This window comes from Dryocola sharpae, assembly GCF_051307055.1.
Classification (GTDB): domain Bacteria; phylum Pseudomonadota; class Gammaproteobacteria; order Enterobacterales; family Enterobacteriaceae; genus Dryocola.
The window spans coordinates 4,373,737-4,388,670 of record NZ_CP149994.1 but is presented as its reverse complement, the minus strand read 5'-3'; the positions used below and the strand labels follow the sequence as shown (position 1 = coordinate 4,388,670).

11 protein-coding genes, 1 tRNA gene and 3 rRNA genes are annotated in these 14,934 nt (G+C 53.4%); 12 read left to right on the top strand and 3 right to left on the bottom strand.

Going from position 1 to position 14,934, the window contains the following annotated elements; genetic code table 11:
- Positions 1 to 4 precede the first annotated feature (4 nt).
- The 5 genes from rbsA (at position 5) to rbsR (ending at position 5,394) form a co-directional block, all read left to right on the top strand.
- Positions 5 to 1,516 carry a ribose ABC transporter ATP-binding protein RbsA gene (rbsA, locus tag WLO31_RS20910; protein ID WP_435928419.1) on the top strand — a complete coding sequence of 504 codons (1,512 nt, stop codon included), beginning with the start codon at positions 5 to 7 and terminating at the stop codon, positions 1,514 to 1,516.
- Positions 1,517 to 2,482 carry a ribose ABC transporter permease gene (gene rbsC / locus WLO31_RS20905; RefSeq protein ID WP_435928418.1) on the top strand — a complete coding sequence of 322 codons (966 nt, stop codon included), beginning with the start codon at positions 1,517 to 1,519 and terminating at the stop codon, positions 2,480 to 2,482.
- 28 nt (positions 2,483 to 2,510) lie between these two features.
- A complete protein-coding gene (gene rbsB / locus WLO31_RS20900; protein ID WP_435928417.1) occupies positions 2,511 to 3,398 on the top strand; it encodes a ribose ABC transporter substrate-binding protein RbsB in 888 nt (295 codons plus the stop codon).
- Between the two features lie 71 nt (positions 3,399 to 3,469).
- On the top strand, positions 3,470 to 4,399 hold the full coding sequence (rbsK, locus tag WLO31_RS20895; protein WP_435928416.1) for a ribokinase: 930 nt from the start codon (positions 3,470 to 3,472) through the stop codon (positions 4,397 to 4,399).
- Positions 4,400 to 4,401: 2 nt separating this feature from the next.
- The gene (gene rbsR, locus WLO31_RS20890) at positions 4,402 to 5,394 is read left to right on the top strand and encodes a ribose operon transcriptional repressor RbsR (protein ID WP_435928415.1); all 993 of its coding nucleotides are present in this window, start codon (positions 4,402 to 4,404) and stop codon (positions 5,392 to 5,394) included.
- 14 nt (positions 5,395 to 5,408) lie between these two features.
- Here the strand turns inward: rbsR and WLO31_RS20885 are convergent, their stop codons facing one another.
- Positions 5,409 to 6,116, bottom strand: coding sequence for a FadR/GntR family transcriptional regulator (locus tag WLO31_RS20885; RefSeq protein WP_435928414.1), 708 nt, complete (start codon positions 6,114 to 6,116; stop codon positions 5,409 to 5,411).
- A gap of 488 nt (positions 6,117 to 6,604) precedes the next feature.
- Between WLO31_RS20885 and WLO31_RS20880 the strand changes: the two genes are divergently transcribed.
- The 4 genes from WLO31_RS20880 to rrf all read left to right on the top strand — a co-directional run bounded on the left by WLO31_RS20880 (position 6,605) and on the right by rrf (position 11,698).
- A 16S ribosomal RNA gene (locus WLO31_RS20880) occupies positions 6,605 to 8,147 on the top strand.
- A gap of 85 nt (positions 8,148 to 8,232) precedes the next feature.
- Positions 8,233 to 8,308: transfer RNA gene (locus WLO31_RS20875), tRNA-Glu, on the top strand.
- A gap of 260 nt (positions 8,309 to 8,568) precedes the next feature.
- Positions 8,569 to 11,476, top strand: a 23S ribosomal RNA gene (locus WLO31_RS20870).
- Positions 11,477 to 11,582: 106 nt separating this feature from the next.
- Positions 11,583 to 11,698 (top strand): 5S ribosomal RNA (gene rrf, locus WLO31_RS20865).
- Together the 16S, 23S and 5S rRNA genes with 1 tRNA gene alongside form the textbook arrangement of a ribosomal RNA operon.
- Before the next feature lie 90 nt (positions 11,699 to 11,788).
- Here the strand turns inward: rrf and mobB are convergent.
- Together mobB and mobA are read right to left on the bottom strand one after the other, a co-directional pair.
- On the bottom strand, positions 11,789 to 12,295 hold the full coding sequence (gene mobB, locus WLO31_RS20860; protein WP_435928413.1) for a molybdopterin-guanine dinucleotide biosynthesis protein MobB: 507 nt from the start codon (positions 12,293 to 12,295) through the stop codon (positions 11,789 to 11,791).
- A complete protein-coding gene (gene mobA, locus WLO31_RS20855; protein WP_435930685.1) occupies positions 12,295 to 12,924 on the bottom strand; it encodes a molybdenum cofactor guanylyltransferase MobA in 630 nt (209 codons plus the stop codon). Before mobA ends, mobB begins: the two co-directional genes overlap by 1 nt.
- A gap of 25 nt (positions 12,925 to 12,949) precedes the next feature.
- On the opposite strand from mobA, the gene WLO31_RS20850 reads away from it, so the two are divergent.
- From WLO31_RS20850 to dsbA, 3 genes are all read left to right on the top strand, one after another.
- Positions 12,950 to 13,219, top strand: a complete 270-nt coding sequence (locus WLO31_RS20850; RefSeq protein WP_435928412.1) for a YihD family protein — start codon at positions 12,950 to 12,952, stop codon at positions 13,217 to 13,219.
- Between the two features lie 76 nt (positions 13,220 to 13,295).
- The gene (locus WLO31_RS20845; protein ID WP_435928411.1) at positions 13,296 to 14,282 is read left to right on the top strand and encodes a serine/threonine protein kinase; all 987 of its coding nucleotides are present in this window, start codon (positions 13,296 to 13,298) and stop codon (positions 14,280 to 14,282) included.
- A 27-nt stretch (positions 14,283 to 14,309) separates the two neighbouring features.
- The gene (gene dsbA / locus WLO31_RS20840) at positions 14,310 to 14,933 is read left to right on the top strand and encodes a thiol:disulfide interchange protein DsbA (protein ID WP_435928410.1); all 624 of its coding nucleotides are present in this window, start codon (positions 14,310 to 14,312) and stop codon (positions 14,931 to 14,933) included.
- The last annotated feature ends 1 nt before the right edge of the window (position 14,934 follow it).

Below are 14,934 nucleotides of genomic sequence, written 5' to 3'. Positions count from 1 at the left end.
CGGCATGAAACCCTTACTGCAGTTAAAAGGGATCGATAAATCTTTCCCTGGCGTAAAAGCCCTTTCCGGCGCCGCGCTGAACGTCTATCCGGGGCGCGTGATGGCGCTGGTGGGTGAAAACGGCGCGGGCAAATCCACTATGATGAAAGTGTTGACCGGCATTTATCAACGCGATGCCGGTTCGCTGTTATGGCTGGGCCAGGAAACCACCTTTAACGGCCCCAAATCCTCACAGGAAGCGGGCATCGGCATCATTCATCAGGAACTCAACCTGATCCCGCAGCTCAGCATCGCGGAAAATATCTTCCTCGGACGGGAGTTCGTGAACCGCTTCGGCAGGATCGAATGGAAGAAGATGTATGCCGAGGCGGACAGGCTTTTAGCGAAGCTGAACCTGCGCTTTAATAGCCAGAAGCTGGTGGGCGATCTGTCGATTGGCGATCAGCAGATGGTTGAGATAGCCAAGGTGCTGAGCTTTGAATCAAAAGTCATCGTCATGGATGAACCTACCGATGCGCTGACCGATACCGAAACAGAATCTCTGTTCCGCGTTATCCGCGAGCTGAAGGCTCAGGGGCGCGGCATCGTCTATATCTCCCACCGCATGAAAGAGATTTTCGAAATCTGCGATGACGTGACGGTCTTCCGCGACGGTCAGTTTATTGCCGAACGCGAAGTGGCGACGCTCACCGAAGATTCACTGATTGAAATGATGGTTGGGCGCAAGCTTGAAGATCAGTACCCGCGGCTGAATAAAGAGCCGGGCGATGTTCGACTGCGTGTCGATAATCTTTCCGGGCCTGGCGTGAATGACGTCAGCTTTAGCTTACGTAAAGGCGAGATCCTTGGCGTTGCCGGGCTGATGGGTGCAGGCCGTACAGAATTAATGAAGGTGCTTTATGGCGCGCTGCCGCGTACCGGCGGCTATGTTGCGCTTGATGGTCGGGAAGTGGTGGCGCGTTCTCCGCAGGATGGCCTGGCGAACGGCATCGTTTATATCTCCGAAGACCGTAAGCGCGATGGGCTGGTGCTCGGCATGTCGGTTAAAGAAAACATGTCGCTAACCGCGCTGCGCTATTTCAGCCACAACGTCGGCAGCCTGAAGCATAAGGATGAGCAGCAGGCGGTGCAGGATTTTGTCCGTCTGTTCAACGTCAAAACCCCTTCAATTGAGCAGCCGATTGGCCTGCTTTCCGGCGGCAACCAGCAAAAAGTCGCCATTGCACGCGGGCTGATGACGCGGCCAAAAGTTCTGATCCTTGATGAACCGACCCGCGGCGTCGACGTTGGGGCGAAAAAAGAGATCTATCAGTTAATTAACCAGTTTAAAGCCGATGGGTTAAGCATCATTCTCGTGTCGTCAGAAATGCCGGAAGTGCTGGGGATGAGCGATCGCATCATGGTGATGCATGAGGGCCATCTCGGTGGGGTGTTTACCCGCGAAGAGGCCACCCAGGAAACATTGATGGCGGCGGCTGTCGGTAAGCTAAATCGCGTGAATCAGGAGTCTGTATAAATGAGCACCCAGTCTGTTCCTTCCCGTCGCTGGTTCACAAAAGCGTGGCTGTTGGATCAAAAATCGCTGATCGCCCTGCTGGTGCTGATTGCGATCGTTTCGAGCCTGAGCCCGAACTTCTTCACCGTTAATAACCTGTTTAACATTCTGCAGCAAACCTCCGTGAACGCTATTATGGCGGTGGGGATGACGCTGGTGATTCTTACTTCCGGGATCGACCTGTCCGTCGGTTCATTACTGGCGCTGACCGGAGCGGTAGCCGCCTCGATTGTTGGCGTAGAAGCGAATGCGCTGGTAGCGATTGCTGCGGCGCTGGCTTTGGGTGCCGCCATCGGGGCCGTGACCGGCGTTATCGTTGCGAAAGGGCGCGTACAGGCGTTTATCGCAACGCTGGTGATGATGCTGTTATTACGCGGTGTGACCATGGTTTACACCAACGGAAGCCCGGTAAATACCGGCTTCTCGGATAACGCCGATCTCTTTGGCTGGTTTGGTATTGGCCGCCCGCTGGGCATCCCTACGCCGGTTTGGATCATGGGGATTGTCTTCCTGGCCGCGTGGTACATGCTGCACCACACTCGCCTGGGTCGTTATATCTACGCGCTTGGCGGCAACGAAGCGGCGACGCGTCTTTCCGGCATCAGCGTTAATAAAGTAAAGGTTATCGTTTATTCGCTCTCCGGTCTGCTGGCGTCTCTGGCCGGGATCATCGAAGTGGCGCGTCTTTCCTCCGCGCAGCCAACTGCGGGTACCGGCTATGAGCTGGACGCTATCGCCGCCGTCGTTTTGGGCGGCACAAGCCTTGCTGGCGGGAAAGGACGTATTGTCGGGACGCTGATCGGCGCGCTGATCCTCGGCTTCCTGAACAACGGGCTGAATTTATTAGGTGTGTCTTCTTATTACCAGATGATCGTCAAAGCAGTGGTTATTTTACTGGCGGTGCTGGTGGACAACAAAAAGCAGTAACAATCATAACCCTACAGGACATCTGACTATGAATATGAAAAAACTGGCTACCCTGGTTTCCGCAGTTGCGCTGAGCGCCACCGTAAGTGCGAACGCCATGGCAAAAGATACCATCGCGCTGGTTGTTTCCACGCTCAACAACCCGTTCTTCGTTTCCCTGAAAGACGGCGCGCAGAAAGAGGCCGACAAACTGGGTTATAACCTGGTAGTGCTGGACTCTCAGAACAACCCGGCTAAAGAACTGGCGAACGTGCAGGACCTGACCGTTCGCGGCACCAAACTGATGCTTATCAACCCAACCGATTCCGATGCCGTGGGCAATGCGGTAAAAATGGCGAACCAGGCAAAGATCCCGGTCATTACCCTCGACCGTATGGCGAACCAGGGCACCGTGGTCAGCCACATCGCTTCTGACAACGTAGCCGGGGGTAAAATGGCGGGTGATTTTATCGCTAAGAAGCTGGGCGATGGCGCGAAGGTTATTGAACTACAGGGCATCGCCGGTGCATCTGCGGCTCGCGAACGTGGCGAAGGTTTCAAACAGGCTACCGCAGCCCACAAATTTACCGTACTGGCGAGCCAGCCGGCAGACTTCGACCGTACTAAAGGCCTGAACGTGATGCAGAACCTGCTGACCGCGCATCCGGATGTGCAGGCCGTATTTGCGCAGAACGATGAAATGGCGCTGGGTGCGCTGCGCGCGCTGCAAACGGCAGGTAAATCTGACGTGCTGGTGGTTGGCTTCGACGGCACCGATGACGGCGTAAAAGCGGTTGAAGGCGGCAAGCTGGGCGCAACCGTGGCGCAGATGGCCGATCAGATTGGCGTCATCGGCGTTGAAACGGCAGATAAAGTCCTGAAAGGCGAAAAGGTTGAGTCTAAAATCCCGGTAGACCTGAAACTGGTCACCAAATAAGACGACAAATAAAAGCAGGGCATCGCGCCACCCTTGAGGTTCAGGGTGGCGCACTTAACTGGGCAGGAAAAATGAAAACGAAAGGCAGTCTCGTCGTCCTCGGCAGCATTAACGCTGACCATATCCTTAACCTCGAACATTTTCCAACGCCGGGTGAAACGGTTACCGGGCAGGAATACCAGCTCGCTTTCGGCGGGAAAGGCGCAAACCAGGCAGTGGCGGCCGGGCGCAGCGGTGCCGATATTGCCTTTATTGCCTGCGTCGGCGATGACGACACCGGCAGCCGCGTTTGCAGGCAGCTTGCAAGCGATAATATCGACATCTCTTCCGTTTCTACTGTTAACGATGCCGCGACGGGCGTTGCGCTGATTTTCGTGAACGGTACGGGCGAAAACATAATAGGCATTCATGCTGGCGCAAACGGCGCGTTAACCCCGGAACTGGTTGCGGCCCATCAGGATAAAATTGCCGACGCTTCCGCGCTGTTAATGCAGCTTGAGTCGCCGCTGGAAAGCGTGCTGGCTGCGGCTAAGATTGCTCATCAGAATCAGACCAAAGTCGTGCTTAATCCCGCACCTGCCTGTGTATTGTCGGATGAACTGCTGGGGCTGGTGAATATGATCACCCCGAATGAAACCGAAGCGGAAAAGCTCACCGGCATTCGTGTCGAAAATGACGAGGATGCAGCGAAAGCCGCCCAGGCGTTACACGGTAAAGGGATAGAAACCGTCATTATTACGCTTGGCAGCCGCGGCGTCTGGCTGAGCGAACAGGGAAAAGGGCAGCGCGTTCCGGGCTTTAAGGTTAACGCTGTGGATACGATTGCCGCTGGCGATACTTTTAACGGTGCGCTGGTGACGGCGTTGCTGGAAGAGAAAACGCTGAATGAGGCGATTCGCTTTGCGCACGCCGCCGCCGCTATTGCCGTCACACGTAAAGGTGCACAGCCTTCCGTGCCCTGGCGTAATGAAATCGACGAGTTCTTGCAGCAGCAGGGGTAATCTTGGCTACGATGAAAGATGTCGCCCGCCTGGCGGGCGTCTCCACCTCGACGGTTTCACACGTCATCAATAAAGACCGGTTCGTGAGCGAGGCTATTCGCGAAAAGGTCGATGCAGCCATCAAAACGCTGAACTATGCGCCCTCGGCTCTGGCGCGTAGTCTCAAACTTAACCAGACCCACACCATCGGCATGTTAATCACCGCCAGCAGCAACCCGTTCTATTCTGAACTGGTGCGCGGCGTGGAGCGTAGCTGCTTTGAGCGCGGATACAGTCTGGTGCTGTGCAATACAGAAGGCGATGAGCAGCGCATGAACCGCAATCTGGAAACGCTGATGCAAAAACGCGTCGATGGCCTGCTGCTGCTGTGTACCGAAACCCATCTGCCTTCGGCCGAGATAATGAATCGCTATCCCTCCATTCCAACGGTGATGATGGACTGGGCGCCTTTTGAAGGCGAAAGCGACGTGATTCAGGATAACTCCCTGCTGGGGGGGGAAATGGCGACTCAGCATCTTATCGATAATGGCTATACCCGTATTGCCTGCATCGCCGGTCGGCAGGATAAAACGCCCGCCAGACTGCGGCTGGAAGGCTATCGCAAAGCAATGAACGGCGCGGGGCTGACGATTCATCCGGGTTATGAAATTATTGGCGATTTTGAGTTTCAGGGCGGCTTTACGGCCATGAATTCTCTTCTGGCGCTGGAGCAGCCGCCTCATGCGGTGTTCACCGGAAACGATGCGATGGCGGTGGGCGCTTATCATGCGCTGTATCAGGCTGGTTTGAGCGTGCCGAAGGATATGGCCGTGGTTGGTTATGATGATATTGAGCTGGCGCGCTACATGACGCCACCGCTCACGACTGTTCACCAGCCAAAAGATGAGCTGGGCGAGCTGGCCGTGGACGTGTTAATTCATCGCATGGCGCAGCCCACGCTGGCGCAGCAGCGTCTGCTATTGACGCCGGAGCTGGTGGAGCGCGGTTCAGTTTAATAGCAGGGGTTCATTTAGCCCGCGTGGTTTTCAGCGAAAGGTTCTTTTAATAGCGCCTGACACGCGGTTAAGGCAGCCTGGCTATCTCCCCGGGCAACGGCATCAACGATGGCCCGATGTAAATCGAGCTTGATGACTTCGTTGTCGGTTATCGCCGTGAAGTAGTTGTAATAGACAGAGCGGAACAGATTGGCGAAGGCGCAAAGGAAAGGATTGGCGCTCATCTCATAGATATGCTCATGGTAAGCCATATCGACCTCTATCCAGCGTTCGCGGTCAAACGAGGTCTTCAGCCTCGTCATTTCTGCCATCAGTTCGCTGAGATATGCTTTTTGTTCGCTGCTGCCATTTATCGCTGCAAGCGCACAGGCTTGTGGCTCAAGGCTGTTACGCATCACCAGGAAGTAGCCCACCACATCATTAAAGTTTTCCTCGGTCATCCACCAGGTAAGCAGCTCCTTATCAAGGAAGTTCCAGTGGCTGCGGGGCATAACGCGGGTGCCGATGCGCGGGCGAGGCAAAACCATTCCTTTGGCTGTTAATGTCTTTACTGCTTCCCGCACGGCGGTGCGGCTGACGCCGAATAGCTCTCCAAGTTCGATTTCACCGGGTAAAATGCTACCCGCTTCATACTCTCCTTTAAGGATGCGCTGTGCCAGTTTCTCCGCAAGAACATAAGAAAGATTCTTCTGCGCCGCGAGTTGTTGTGCAGATAAAGACATTTTTGCAATTCCTTTAGCTCTGTTTCTCTTCGTAGTATGCCATCTGCCCTCTCTTTCTGATGCTTAAAACAGCAAATATCCCGTGTTACACAGGTTTTGCAGCCTTTTTGGCGAAAAAAAAGGCACCTGGTAATTTATTTGCAATAAACGCTTGTCAGCCTCCGAAAAATCCCTATACTGCGCCTCCACTGACACGGCACAACGGCTTACAAACCGGCCCGTCAGGCAGACGAAAGCGAAAATAAACGCTTGACTCTGTAGGAGGAAAGCGTAATATACGCCACCTCGCAACAGCAGGCTCAGCCGCTCGTTGCACGCTCTTTAACAATTTATCAGACAATCTGTGTGGGCACTCGCAGGATTGATATCTCAGCATCTCCGGATGCAAAAAAATATCAAGCCTTAAAGTGACCAGACAGTAATTCATTATGAATTATGTGAATGTAATCTTTGAGCACCGCTTCACTGGTTGAAGCACATCAAGCTTTTAATTGAAGAGTTTGATCATGGCTCAGATTGAACGCTGGCGGCAGGCCTAACACATGCAAGTCGAGCGGCAGCGGAAAGTAGCTTGCTACTTTGCCGGCGAGCGGCGGACGGGTGAGTAATGTCTGGGAAACTGCCTGATGGCGGGGGATAACCACTGGAAACGGTGGCTAATACCGCATAACGTCGCAAGACCAAAGAGGGGGACCTTCGGGCCTCTTGCCATCAGATGTGCCCAGATGGGATTAGCCAGTTGGTGGGGTAACGGCTCACCAAAGCGACGATCCCTAGCTGGTCTGAGAGGATGACCAGCCACACTGGAACTGAGACACGGTCCAGACTCCTACGGGAGGCAGCAGTGGGGAATATTGCACAATGGGCGCAAGCCTGATGCAGCCATGCCGCGTGTATGAAGAAGGCCTTCGGGTTGTAAAGTACTTTCAGCGGGGAGGAAGGCGGTGCGGTTAATAACCGCGCCGATTGACGTTACCCGCAGAAGAAGCACCGGCTAACTCCGTGCCAGCAGCCGCGGTAATACGGAGGGTGCAAGCGTTAATCGGAATTACTGGGCGTAAAGCGCACGCAGGCGGTCTGTCAAGTCGGATGTGAAATCCCCGGGCTCAACCCGGGAACTGCATCCGAAACTGGCAGGCTAGAGTCTTGTAGAGGGGGGTAGAATTCCAGGTGTAGCGGTGAAATGCGTAGAGATCTGGAGGAATACCGGTGGCGAAGGCGGCCCCCTGGACAAAGACTGACGCTCAGGTGCGAAAGCGTGGGGAGCAAACAGGATTAGATACCCTGGTAGTCCACGCCGTAAACGATGTCGACTTGGAGGTTGTGCCCTTGAGGCGTGGCTTCCGGAGCTAACGCGTTAAGTCGACCGCCTGGGGAGTACGGCCGCAAGGTTAAAACTCAAATGAATTGACGGGGGCCCGCACAAGCGGTGGAGCATGTGGTTTAATTCGATGCAACGCGAAGAACCTTACCTACTCTTGACATCCAGAGAACTTAGCAGAGATGCTTTGGTGCCTTCGGGAACTCTGAGACAGGTGCTGCATGGCTGTCGTCAGCTCGTGTTGTGAAATGTTGGGTTAAGTCCCGCAACGAGCGCAACCCTTATCCTTTGTTGCCAGCGAGTAATGTCGGGAACTCAAAGGAGACTGCCAGTGATAAACTGGAGGAAGGTGGGGATGACGTCAAGTCATCATGGCCCTTACGAGTAGGGCTACACACGTGCTACAATGGCGCATACAAAGAGAAGCGACCTCGCGAGAGCAAGCGGACCTCATAAAGTGCGTCGTAGTCCGGATCGGAGTCTGCAACTCGACTCCGTGAAGTCGGAATCGCTAGTAATCGTGGATCAGAATGCCACGGTGAATACGTTCCCGGGCCTTGTACACACCGCCCGTCACACCATGGGAGTGGGTTGCAAAAGAAGTAGGTAGCTTAACCTCCGGGAGGGCGCTTACCACTTTGTGATTCATGACTGGGGTGAAGTCGTAACAAGGTAACCGTAGGGGAACCTGCGGTTGGATCACCTCCTTACCTGAAAGATACGTTCCGCGCAGTGTCCACACAGATTGTCTGATAGAAGTAAAGAAGCAAGGCGTCTTGCGAGTGAGACTTCAGTGTCCCCTTCGTCTAGAGGCCCAGGACACCGCCCTTTCACGGCGGTAACAGGGGTTCGAATCCCCTAGGGGACGCCACGCGTAAACTGTGAGATTCAAACCTCCAGGGGACGCCACTTGCTGGTTTGTGAGTGAAAGTCACCCGCCAAAATTATCTCAAAACTGATTCTCAGGAATCACGTTTGAGATATTTGCTCTTTAAAAATCCGGAACAAGCTGAAAATTGAAACGACACACTGTGTCTGTTCCCCGTAACAGGAACAGATAAGCGGTGTGTCCAAGTCTCTCAACTTTTCACAACAGACGGGCGTGTCTCACGAGACACCTTCGGGTTGTGAGGTTAAGCGACCAAGCGTACACGGTGGATGCCCTGGCAGTCAGAGGCGATGAAGGACGTGCTAATCTGCGATAAGCGCCGGTAAGGTGATATGAACCGTTATACCCGGCGATTTCCGAATGGGGAAACCCAGTGCAATCCGTTGCACTATCGTTAAGTGAATACATAGCTTAACGAAGCGAACCGGGGGAACTGAAACATCTAAGTACCCCGAGGAAAAGAAATCAACCGAGATTCCCCCAGTAGCGGCGAGCGAACGGGGAACAGCCCAGAACCAGCATCAGTCTGTGTGTCAGTGGAAGCGTCTGGAAAGGCGCAGGGTACAGGGTGATACTCCCGTACACAAAGACACACTTACTGTGAGTTCGACGAGTAGGGCGGGACACGTGGTATCCTGTCTGAATATGGGGGGACCATCCTCCAAGGCTAAATACTCCTGACTGACCGATAGTGAACCAGTACCGTGAGGGAAAGGCGAAAAGAACCCCGGCGAGGGGAGTGAAACAGAACCTGAAACCGTGTACGTACAAGCAGTGGGAGCCTCTTTTATGGGGTGACTGCGTACCTTTTGTATAATGGGTCAGCGACTTATATTCTGTAGCAAGGTTAACCGTATAGGGGAGCCGCAGGGAAACCGAGTCTTAACTGGGCGTTAAGTTGCAGGGTATAGACCCGAAACCCGGTGATCTAGCCATGGGCAGGTTGAAGGTTGGGTAACACTAACTGGAGGACCGAACCGACTAATGTTGAAAAATTAGCGGATGACCTGTGGCTGGGGGTGAAAGGCCAATCAAACCGGGAGATAGCTGGTTCTCCCCGAAAGCTATTTAGGTAGCGCCTCGTGAATTCATCTCCGGGGGTAGAGCACTGTTTCGGCTAGGGGGCCATCCCGGCTTACCAACCCGATGCAAACTGCGAATACCGGAGAATGTTATCACGGGAGACACACGGCGGGTGCTAACGTCCGTCGTGAAGAGGGAAACAACCCAGACCGCCAGCTAAGGTCCCAAAGTCATGGTTAAGTGGGAAACGATGTGGGAAGGCACAGACAGCCAGGATGTTGGCTTAGAAGCAGCCATCATTTAAAGAAAGCGTAATAGCTCACTGGTCGAGTCGGCCTGCGCGGAAGATGTAACGGGGCTAAACCATGCACCGAAGCTGCGGCAGCGACGCTTATGCGTTGTTGGGTAGGGGAGCGTTCTGTAAGCCGTTGAAGGTGGCCTGTGAGGGCTGCTGGAGGTATCAGAAGTGCGAATGCTGACATAAGTAACGATAAAGCGGGTGAAAAGCCCGCTCGCCGGAAGACCAAGGGTTCCTGTCCAACGTTAATCGGGGCAGGGTGAGTCGACCCCTAAGGCGAGGCCGAAAGGCGTAGTCGATGGGAAACAGGTTAATATTCCTGTACTCGGTGTCACTGCGAAGGGGGGACGGAGAAGGCTATGTCGGCCGGGCGACGGTTGTCCCGGTTTAAGCGTGAAGGTGTGAGGACCAGGCAAATCCGGTCTTCTTTAACACTGAGGCGTGATGACGAGGCACCACGGTGCTGAAGTGACAAATGCCACACTTCCAGGAAAAGCCTCTAAGCTCCAGGTGACACAGAATCGTACCCCAAACCGACACAGGTGGTCAGGTAGAGAATACCAAGGCGCTTGAGAGAACTCGGGTGAAGGAACTAGGCAAAATGGTGCCGTAACTTCGGGAGAAGGCACGCTGGCGCGTAGGTGAAGCGGTTTACCCGTGGAGCTGAAGCCAGTCGAAGATACCAGCTGGCTGCAACTGTTTATTAAAAACACAGCACTGTGCAAACACGAAAGTGGACGTATACGGTGTGACGCCTGCCCGGTGCCGGAAGGTTAATTGATGGGGTTAAGCGCAAGCTGAAGCTCCTGATCGAAGCCCCGGTAAACGGCGGCCGTAACTATAACGGTCCTAAGGTAGCGAAATTCCTTGTCGGGTAAGTTCCGACCTGCACGAATGGCGTAATGATGGCCAGGCTGTCTCCACCCGAGACTCAGTGAAATTGAAATCGCTGTGAAGATGCAGTGTACCCGCGGCAAGACGGAAAGACCCCGTGAACCTTTACTACAGCTTGACACTGAACACTGGTCCTTGATGTGCAGGATAGGTGGGAGGCTTTGAAGCGCGGACGCCAGTCTGCGTGGAGCCATCCTTGAAATACCACCCTTTAATGGCTGGTGTTCTAACGTGGACCCGTTACCCGGGTTGCGGACAGTGTCTGGTGGGTAGTTTGACTGGGGCGGTCTCCTCCTAAAGCGTAACGGAGGAGCACGAAGGTCAGCTAATCACGGTCGGACATCGTGAGGTTAGTGCAAAGGCATAAGCTGGCTTGACTGCGAGAGTGACGGCTCGAGCAGGTGCGAAAGCAGGTCTTAGTGATCCGGTGGTTCTGCATGGAAGGGCCATCGCTCAACGGATAAAAGGTACTCCGGGGATAACAGGCTGATACCGCCCAAGAGTTCATATCGACGGCGGTGTTTGGCACCTCGATGTCGGCTCATCACATCCTGGGGCTGAAGTAGGTCCCAAGGGTATGGCTGTTCGCCATTTAAAGTGGTACGCGAGCTGGGTTTAGAACGTCGTGAGACAGTTCGGTCCCTATCTGCCGTGGGCGCTGGAGAATTGAGGGGGGCTGCTCCTAGTACGAGAGGACCGGAGTGGACGCATCACTGGTGTTCGGGTTGTCATGCCAATGGCACTGCCCGGTAGCTAAATGCGGAAGAGATAAGCGCTGAAAGCATCTAAGCGCGAAACTTGCCCCGAGATGAATTCTCCCTGACCCTTCAAGGGTCCTGAAGGAACGTTGAAGACGACGACGTTGATAGGCTGGGTGTGTAAGTGCAGCGATGCATTGAGCTAACCAGTACTAATGATCCGTGAGGCTTAACCTTACAACACCGAAGGTGTTTTGGTGAGAGACGATTTAATTTTCAGCGATGTTCAGGATTGACGCCGGTGGTCACGTGTTTAAGGTGACGGTCAGCGGTACAGAATATGCCTGGCGGCAACAGCGCGGTGGTCCCACCTGACCCCATGCCGAACTCAGAAGTGAAACGCCGTAGCGCCGATGGTAGTGTGGGGTCTCCCCATGCGAGAGTAGGGAACTGCCAGGCTCCGAATCAGCAGAAAGCCCCGCACATGAGTGCGGGGCTTTTTGTCGTCTGCGGTTTACGAAAAAGACCTGCTATCAAAGCAGGTCATATCTATTTTTCTAGCCATCTACTGATAAAGTCAGCGATCTCGTTGGGTGAATTAATATCCAGAACGGGTATTTTTTGTGCTTTTATTCTTGCGTCACTAGCAATGGCGATAACTTGGTTGTCGATTTCTAAAGCGTCAAAGCTGTGCGAAACCCCTTCTCTGTAAAGCAGGATGTTGGGCACATTCTCGTGCTTAAAGCCCTCCACCAGTATGAGGTCCAGCGTAGTTGCGTCCATTCGGCTTGCGAGCCTGTGTAAATCTAATTCGGGCTCTTCCGGAGTCTCAGTCATTAACGCCCAGCGTTTCTGGCTGACCACCATAGTCTGCGCCGCGCCCGCTTTACGCAGTTCGTAGCTGTCTTTTCCTGGTTTATCGACATCCATATCGTGATGGGTATGTTTTATCAAACCCGGACGAATCCCTCTTTCAATAAGCAAGGGGATAAGCTGTTTCAAAAGCGTTGTTTTTCCTGTGCCGCTCCACGCGGCGAAGGCCAGCAGAGGGATCATTATCGCTTCTCCCACTGGCTGAGATCTTCGGGGGTGTTTACATTGGTAAAGTTTTGCTGCTGATTAGGAAAAATAACAGCATGACCACCTGCCTCACGCAGAAAAACCATTACGCGCCGTTCGCCTGCCGCCAGGTAATTTTCAAGCGGCGATGCCAGATTCCGGTGAATAAGCACAATGGTAGGGTGATCCCGCTCTCCATCATTTACCCAGACGGCGGGATATTGCCCGCGTGCGTCCCACAGCCGGGCCGCAAGATCTTCCGGAATCATTGGCGTATCACAGGGACAGAACAGAAACCATTCAGTATCCAGCTGCTGCATTGTCGACAACATCCCCGCCAGGGGGCCGGGATAATCTGGCAGGGTATCCCTCAGGATCTTTAACCCGGAACGCTGATATTTTTCAAGATTCCTGTTTGCGCTGATCGCCAGCTCACCGACCTGCGGCGCAAGCCTGTTTATGACATGCCTGAACAGCGGCAGTCCATTGAGCATCACAAGCCCTTTATCCTGCCCGCCCATTCTTGTCGCTCGTCCACCGGCCAGAATAACCCCTGTTACTGCTGTTAAACGTCTCACTAATATCGCCTCTTTTATTGTGGGTTTGAGCCTGCTAACGTGTGACATCTCGCAACTGAAAGGAGCATATATCATGAAATGTAAGCGTCTTAACGAACTGCTCGAGCTGCTTCAGCCCGCGTGGCAGAAAGAGCCGGATCTCAACCTGATTCAATTTTTGCAGAAACTGGCTAAAGAGTCAGGTTATAACGGCGAATTGACCGATCTCACCGACGATGTGCTGATCTATCACCTGAAAATGCGGGATGCAGAAAAAGATGCCGTTATTCCGGGCATTCAAAAAGACTATGAAGAAGATTTTAAAACCGCTCTGCTGCGCGCGCGTGGGGTAATTAAAGAGTAAAAGGTTGTAAGCCAGGCCGCTTAAGCGGCTACGAAATGTTATCCTGAATTATTCGTATTTACTGCCGGTTGCCTGGATGACGGACAGCGCTTTTAATTTTCAGACTCTACATCCGGATACCATCATGGATGCCCTTTTTGAACAGGGCATACGGGTGGATTCCGGGCTGACTCCTTTAAATAGCTTTGAGAACCGCGTCTATCAGTTTCAGGACGAGGATCGCCAGCGCTATGTGGTGAAGTTTTATCGTCCTCACCGCTGGTCCGCTGAACAGATTGAAGAAGAACATCAGTACGCTATCGAGCTACTGGCTGATGAAGTTCCGGTCGCGGCTCCCCTTTCTTATTCCGGTAAGACCTTACTGCGACATCAGGGGTTTATGTTTGCCGTTTTTCCAAGCCTTGGTGGACGACAGTACGAAACCGATAATATCGATCAGATGGAATGGGTTGGCCGCTATCTTGGTCGCATTCATCAGACCGGCCGGCGTAAGCTCTTTGCGAAGCGCCCGGCTATCGGACTGGCTGAATATCTGCATGAACCACGCGCGCTGTTTGAGCAAACGTCCCTGGTCCCGGCCGCATTAAAGCCTGCTTTTCTTAAAGCGACAGATGCTTTAATTGCTGAGGTAGCGCTGCACTGGCACAACAGATTCGACTCTTTGCGCTTACATGGCGACTGCCATCCCGGCAATATACTCTGGCGCGACGGCCCCCTGTTCGTCGATCTTGATGATGCGCGTAATGGCCCGGCTATTCAGGATATATGGATGCTGCTTAACGGTGATAAAGCCGAACAGCGCATGCAGCTTGAAACGATAATTGAAGCTTATGAAGAGTTCACTCCTTTCGAATCAGACGAAATCGCCCTCATCGAACCTTTACGGGCAATGCGTATGATTTATTATCTCGCGTGGATTATGAGACGCTGGGATGATCCCGCTTTTCCCAGAAATTTTCCCTGGATTCATGAGGAAGATTACTGGCGGAGACAGACTGCAACTTTCACAGAGCAGGTCCGGGTTCTGCGTGAGCCCCCATTAAAATTAACGCCAATGTATTAGTCAGTATTATTCAGGAGAAAGTGGATTATGAAAAAGATTTGGCTGGCACTCGCGGGTATGATTCTGGCATTCAGTGCCTCGGCTGCCCAGTTCACCGATGGTAAAGAGTTCGTTACCCTCGATAAACCCGTCGCAGGCGAACCGCAGGTATTAGAGTTTTTCTCATTCTATTGCCCGCACTGCTACCAGTTTGAAGAAGTGCTTCATGTCTCTGATGCCGTGAAGAAAAAACTGCCGGAAGGCACAAAAATGACTAAGTATCACGTTGAGTTCCTGGGTCCGTTGGGCAAGGATCTGACTCAGGCATGGGCCGTGGCGATGGCCCTTGGCGTGGAAGATAAAATTACCGCGCCTATGTTTGAAGCCGTGCAAAAAACGCAGACCGTACAGAACGTTGCGGATATCCGTAAAGTGTTCATCGACGCGGGTGTAAAAGCGGAAGAGTACGATGCCGCCTGGAACAGCTTTGTCGTGAAATCTATGGTCGCCCAGCAGGAGAAAGCCGCTGCCGATCTGCAGCTGCAGGGCGTACCGGCCATCTTTGTTAACGGTAAGTACCAGCTGAACCCGCAGGGTATGGATACCAGCAGTATGGATGCAATGGTTAAGCAATACGCTGATGTGACCAAATTCCTGGTAGAGAAAAAGTAAC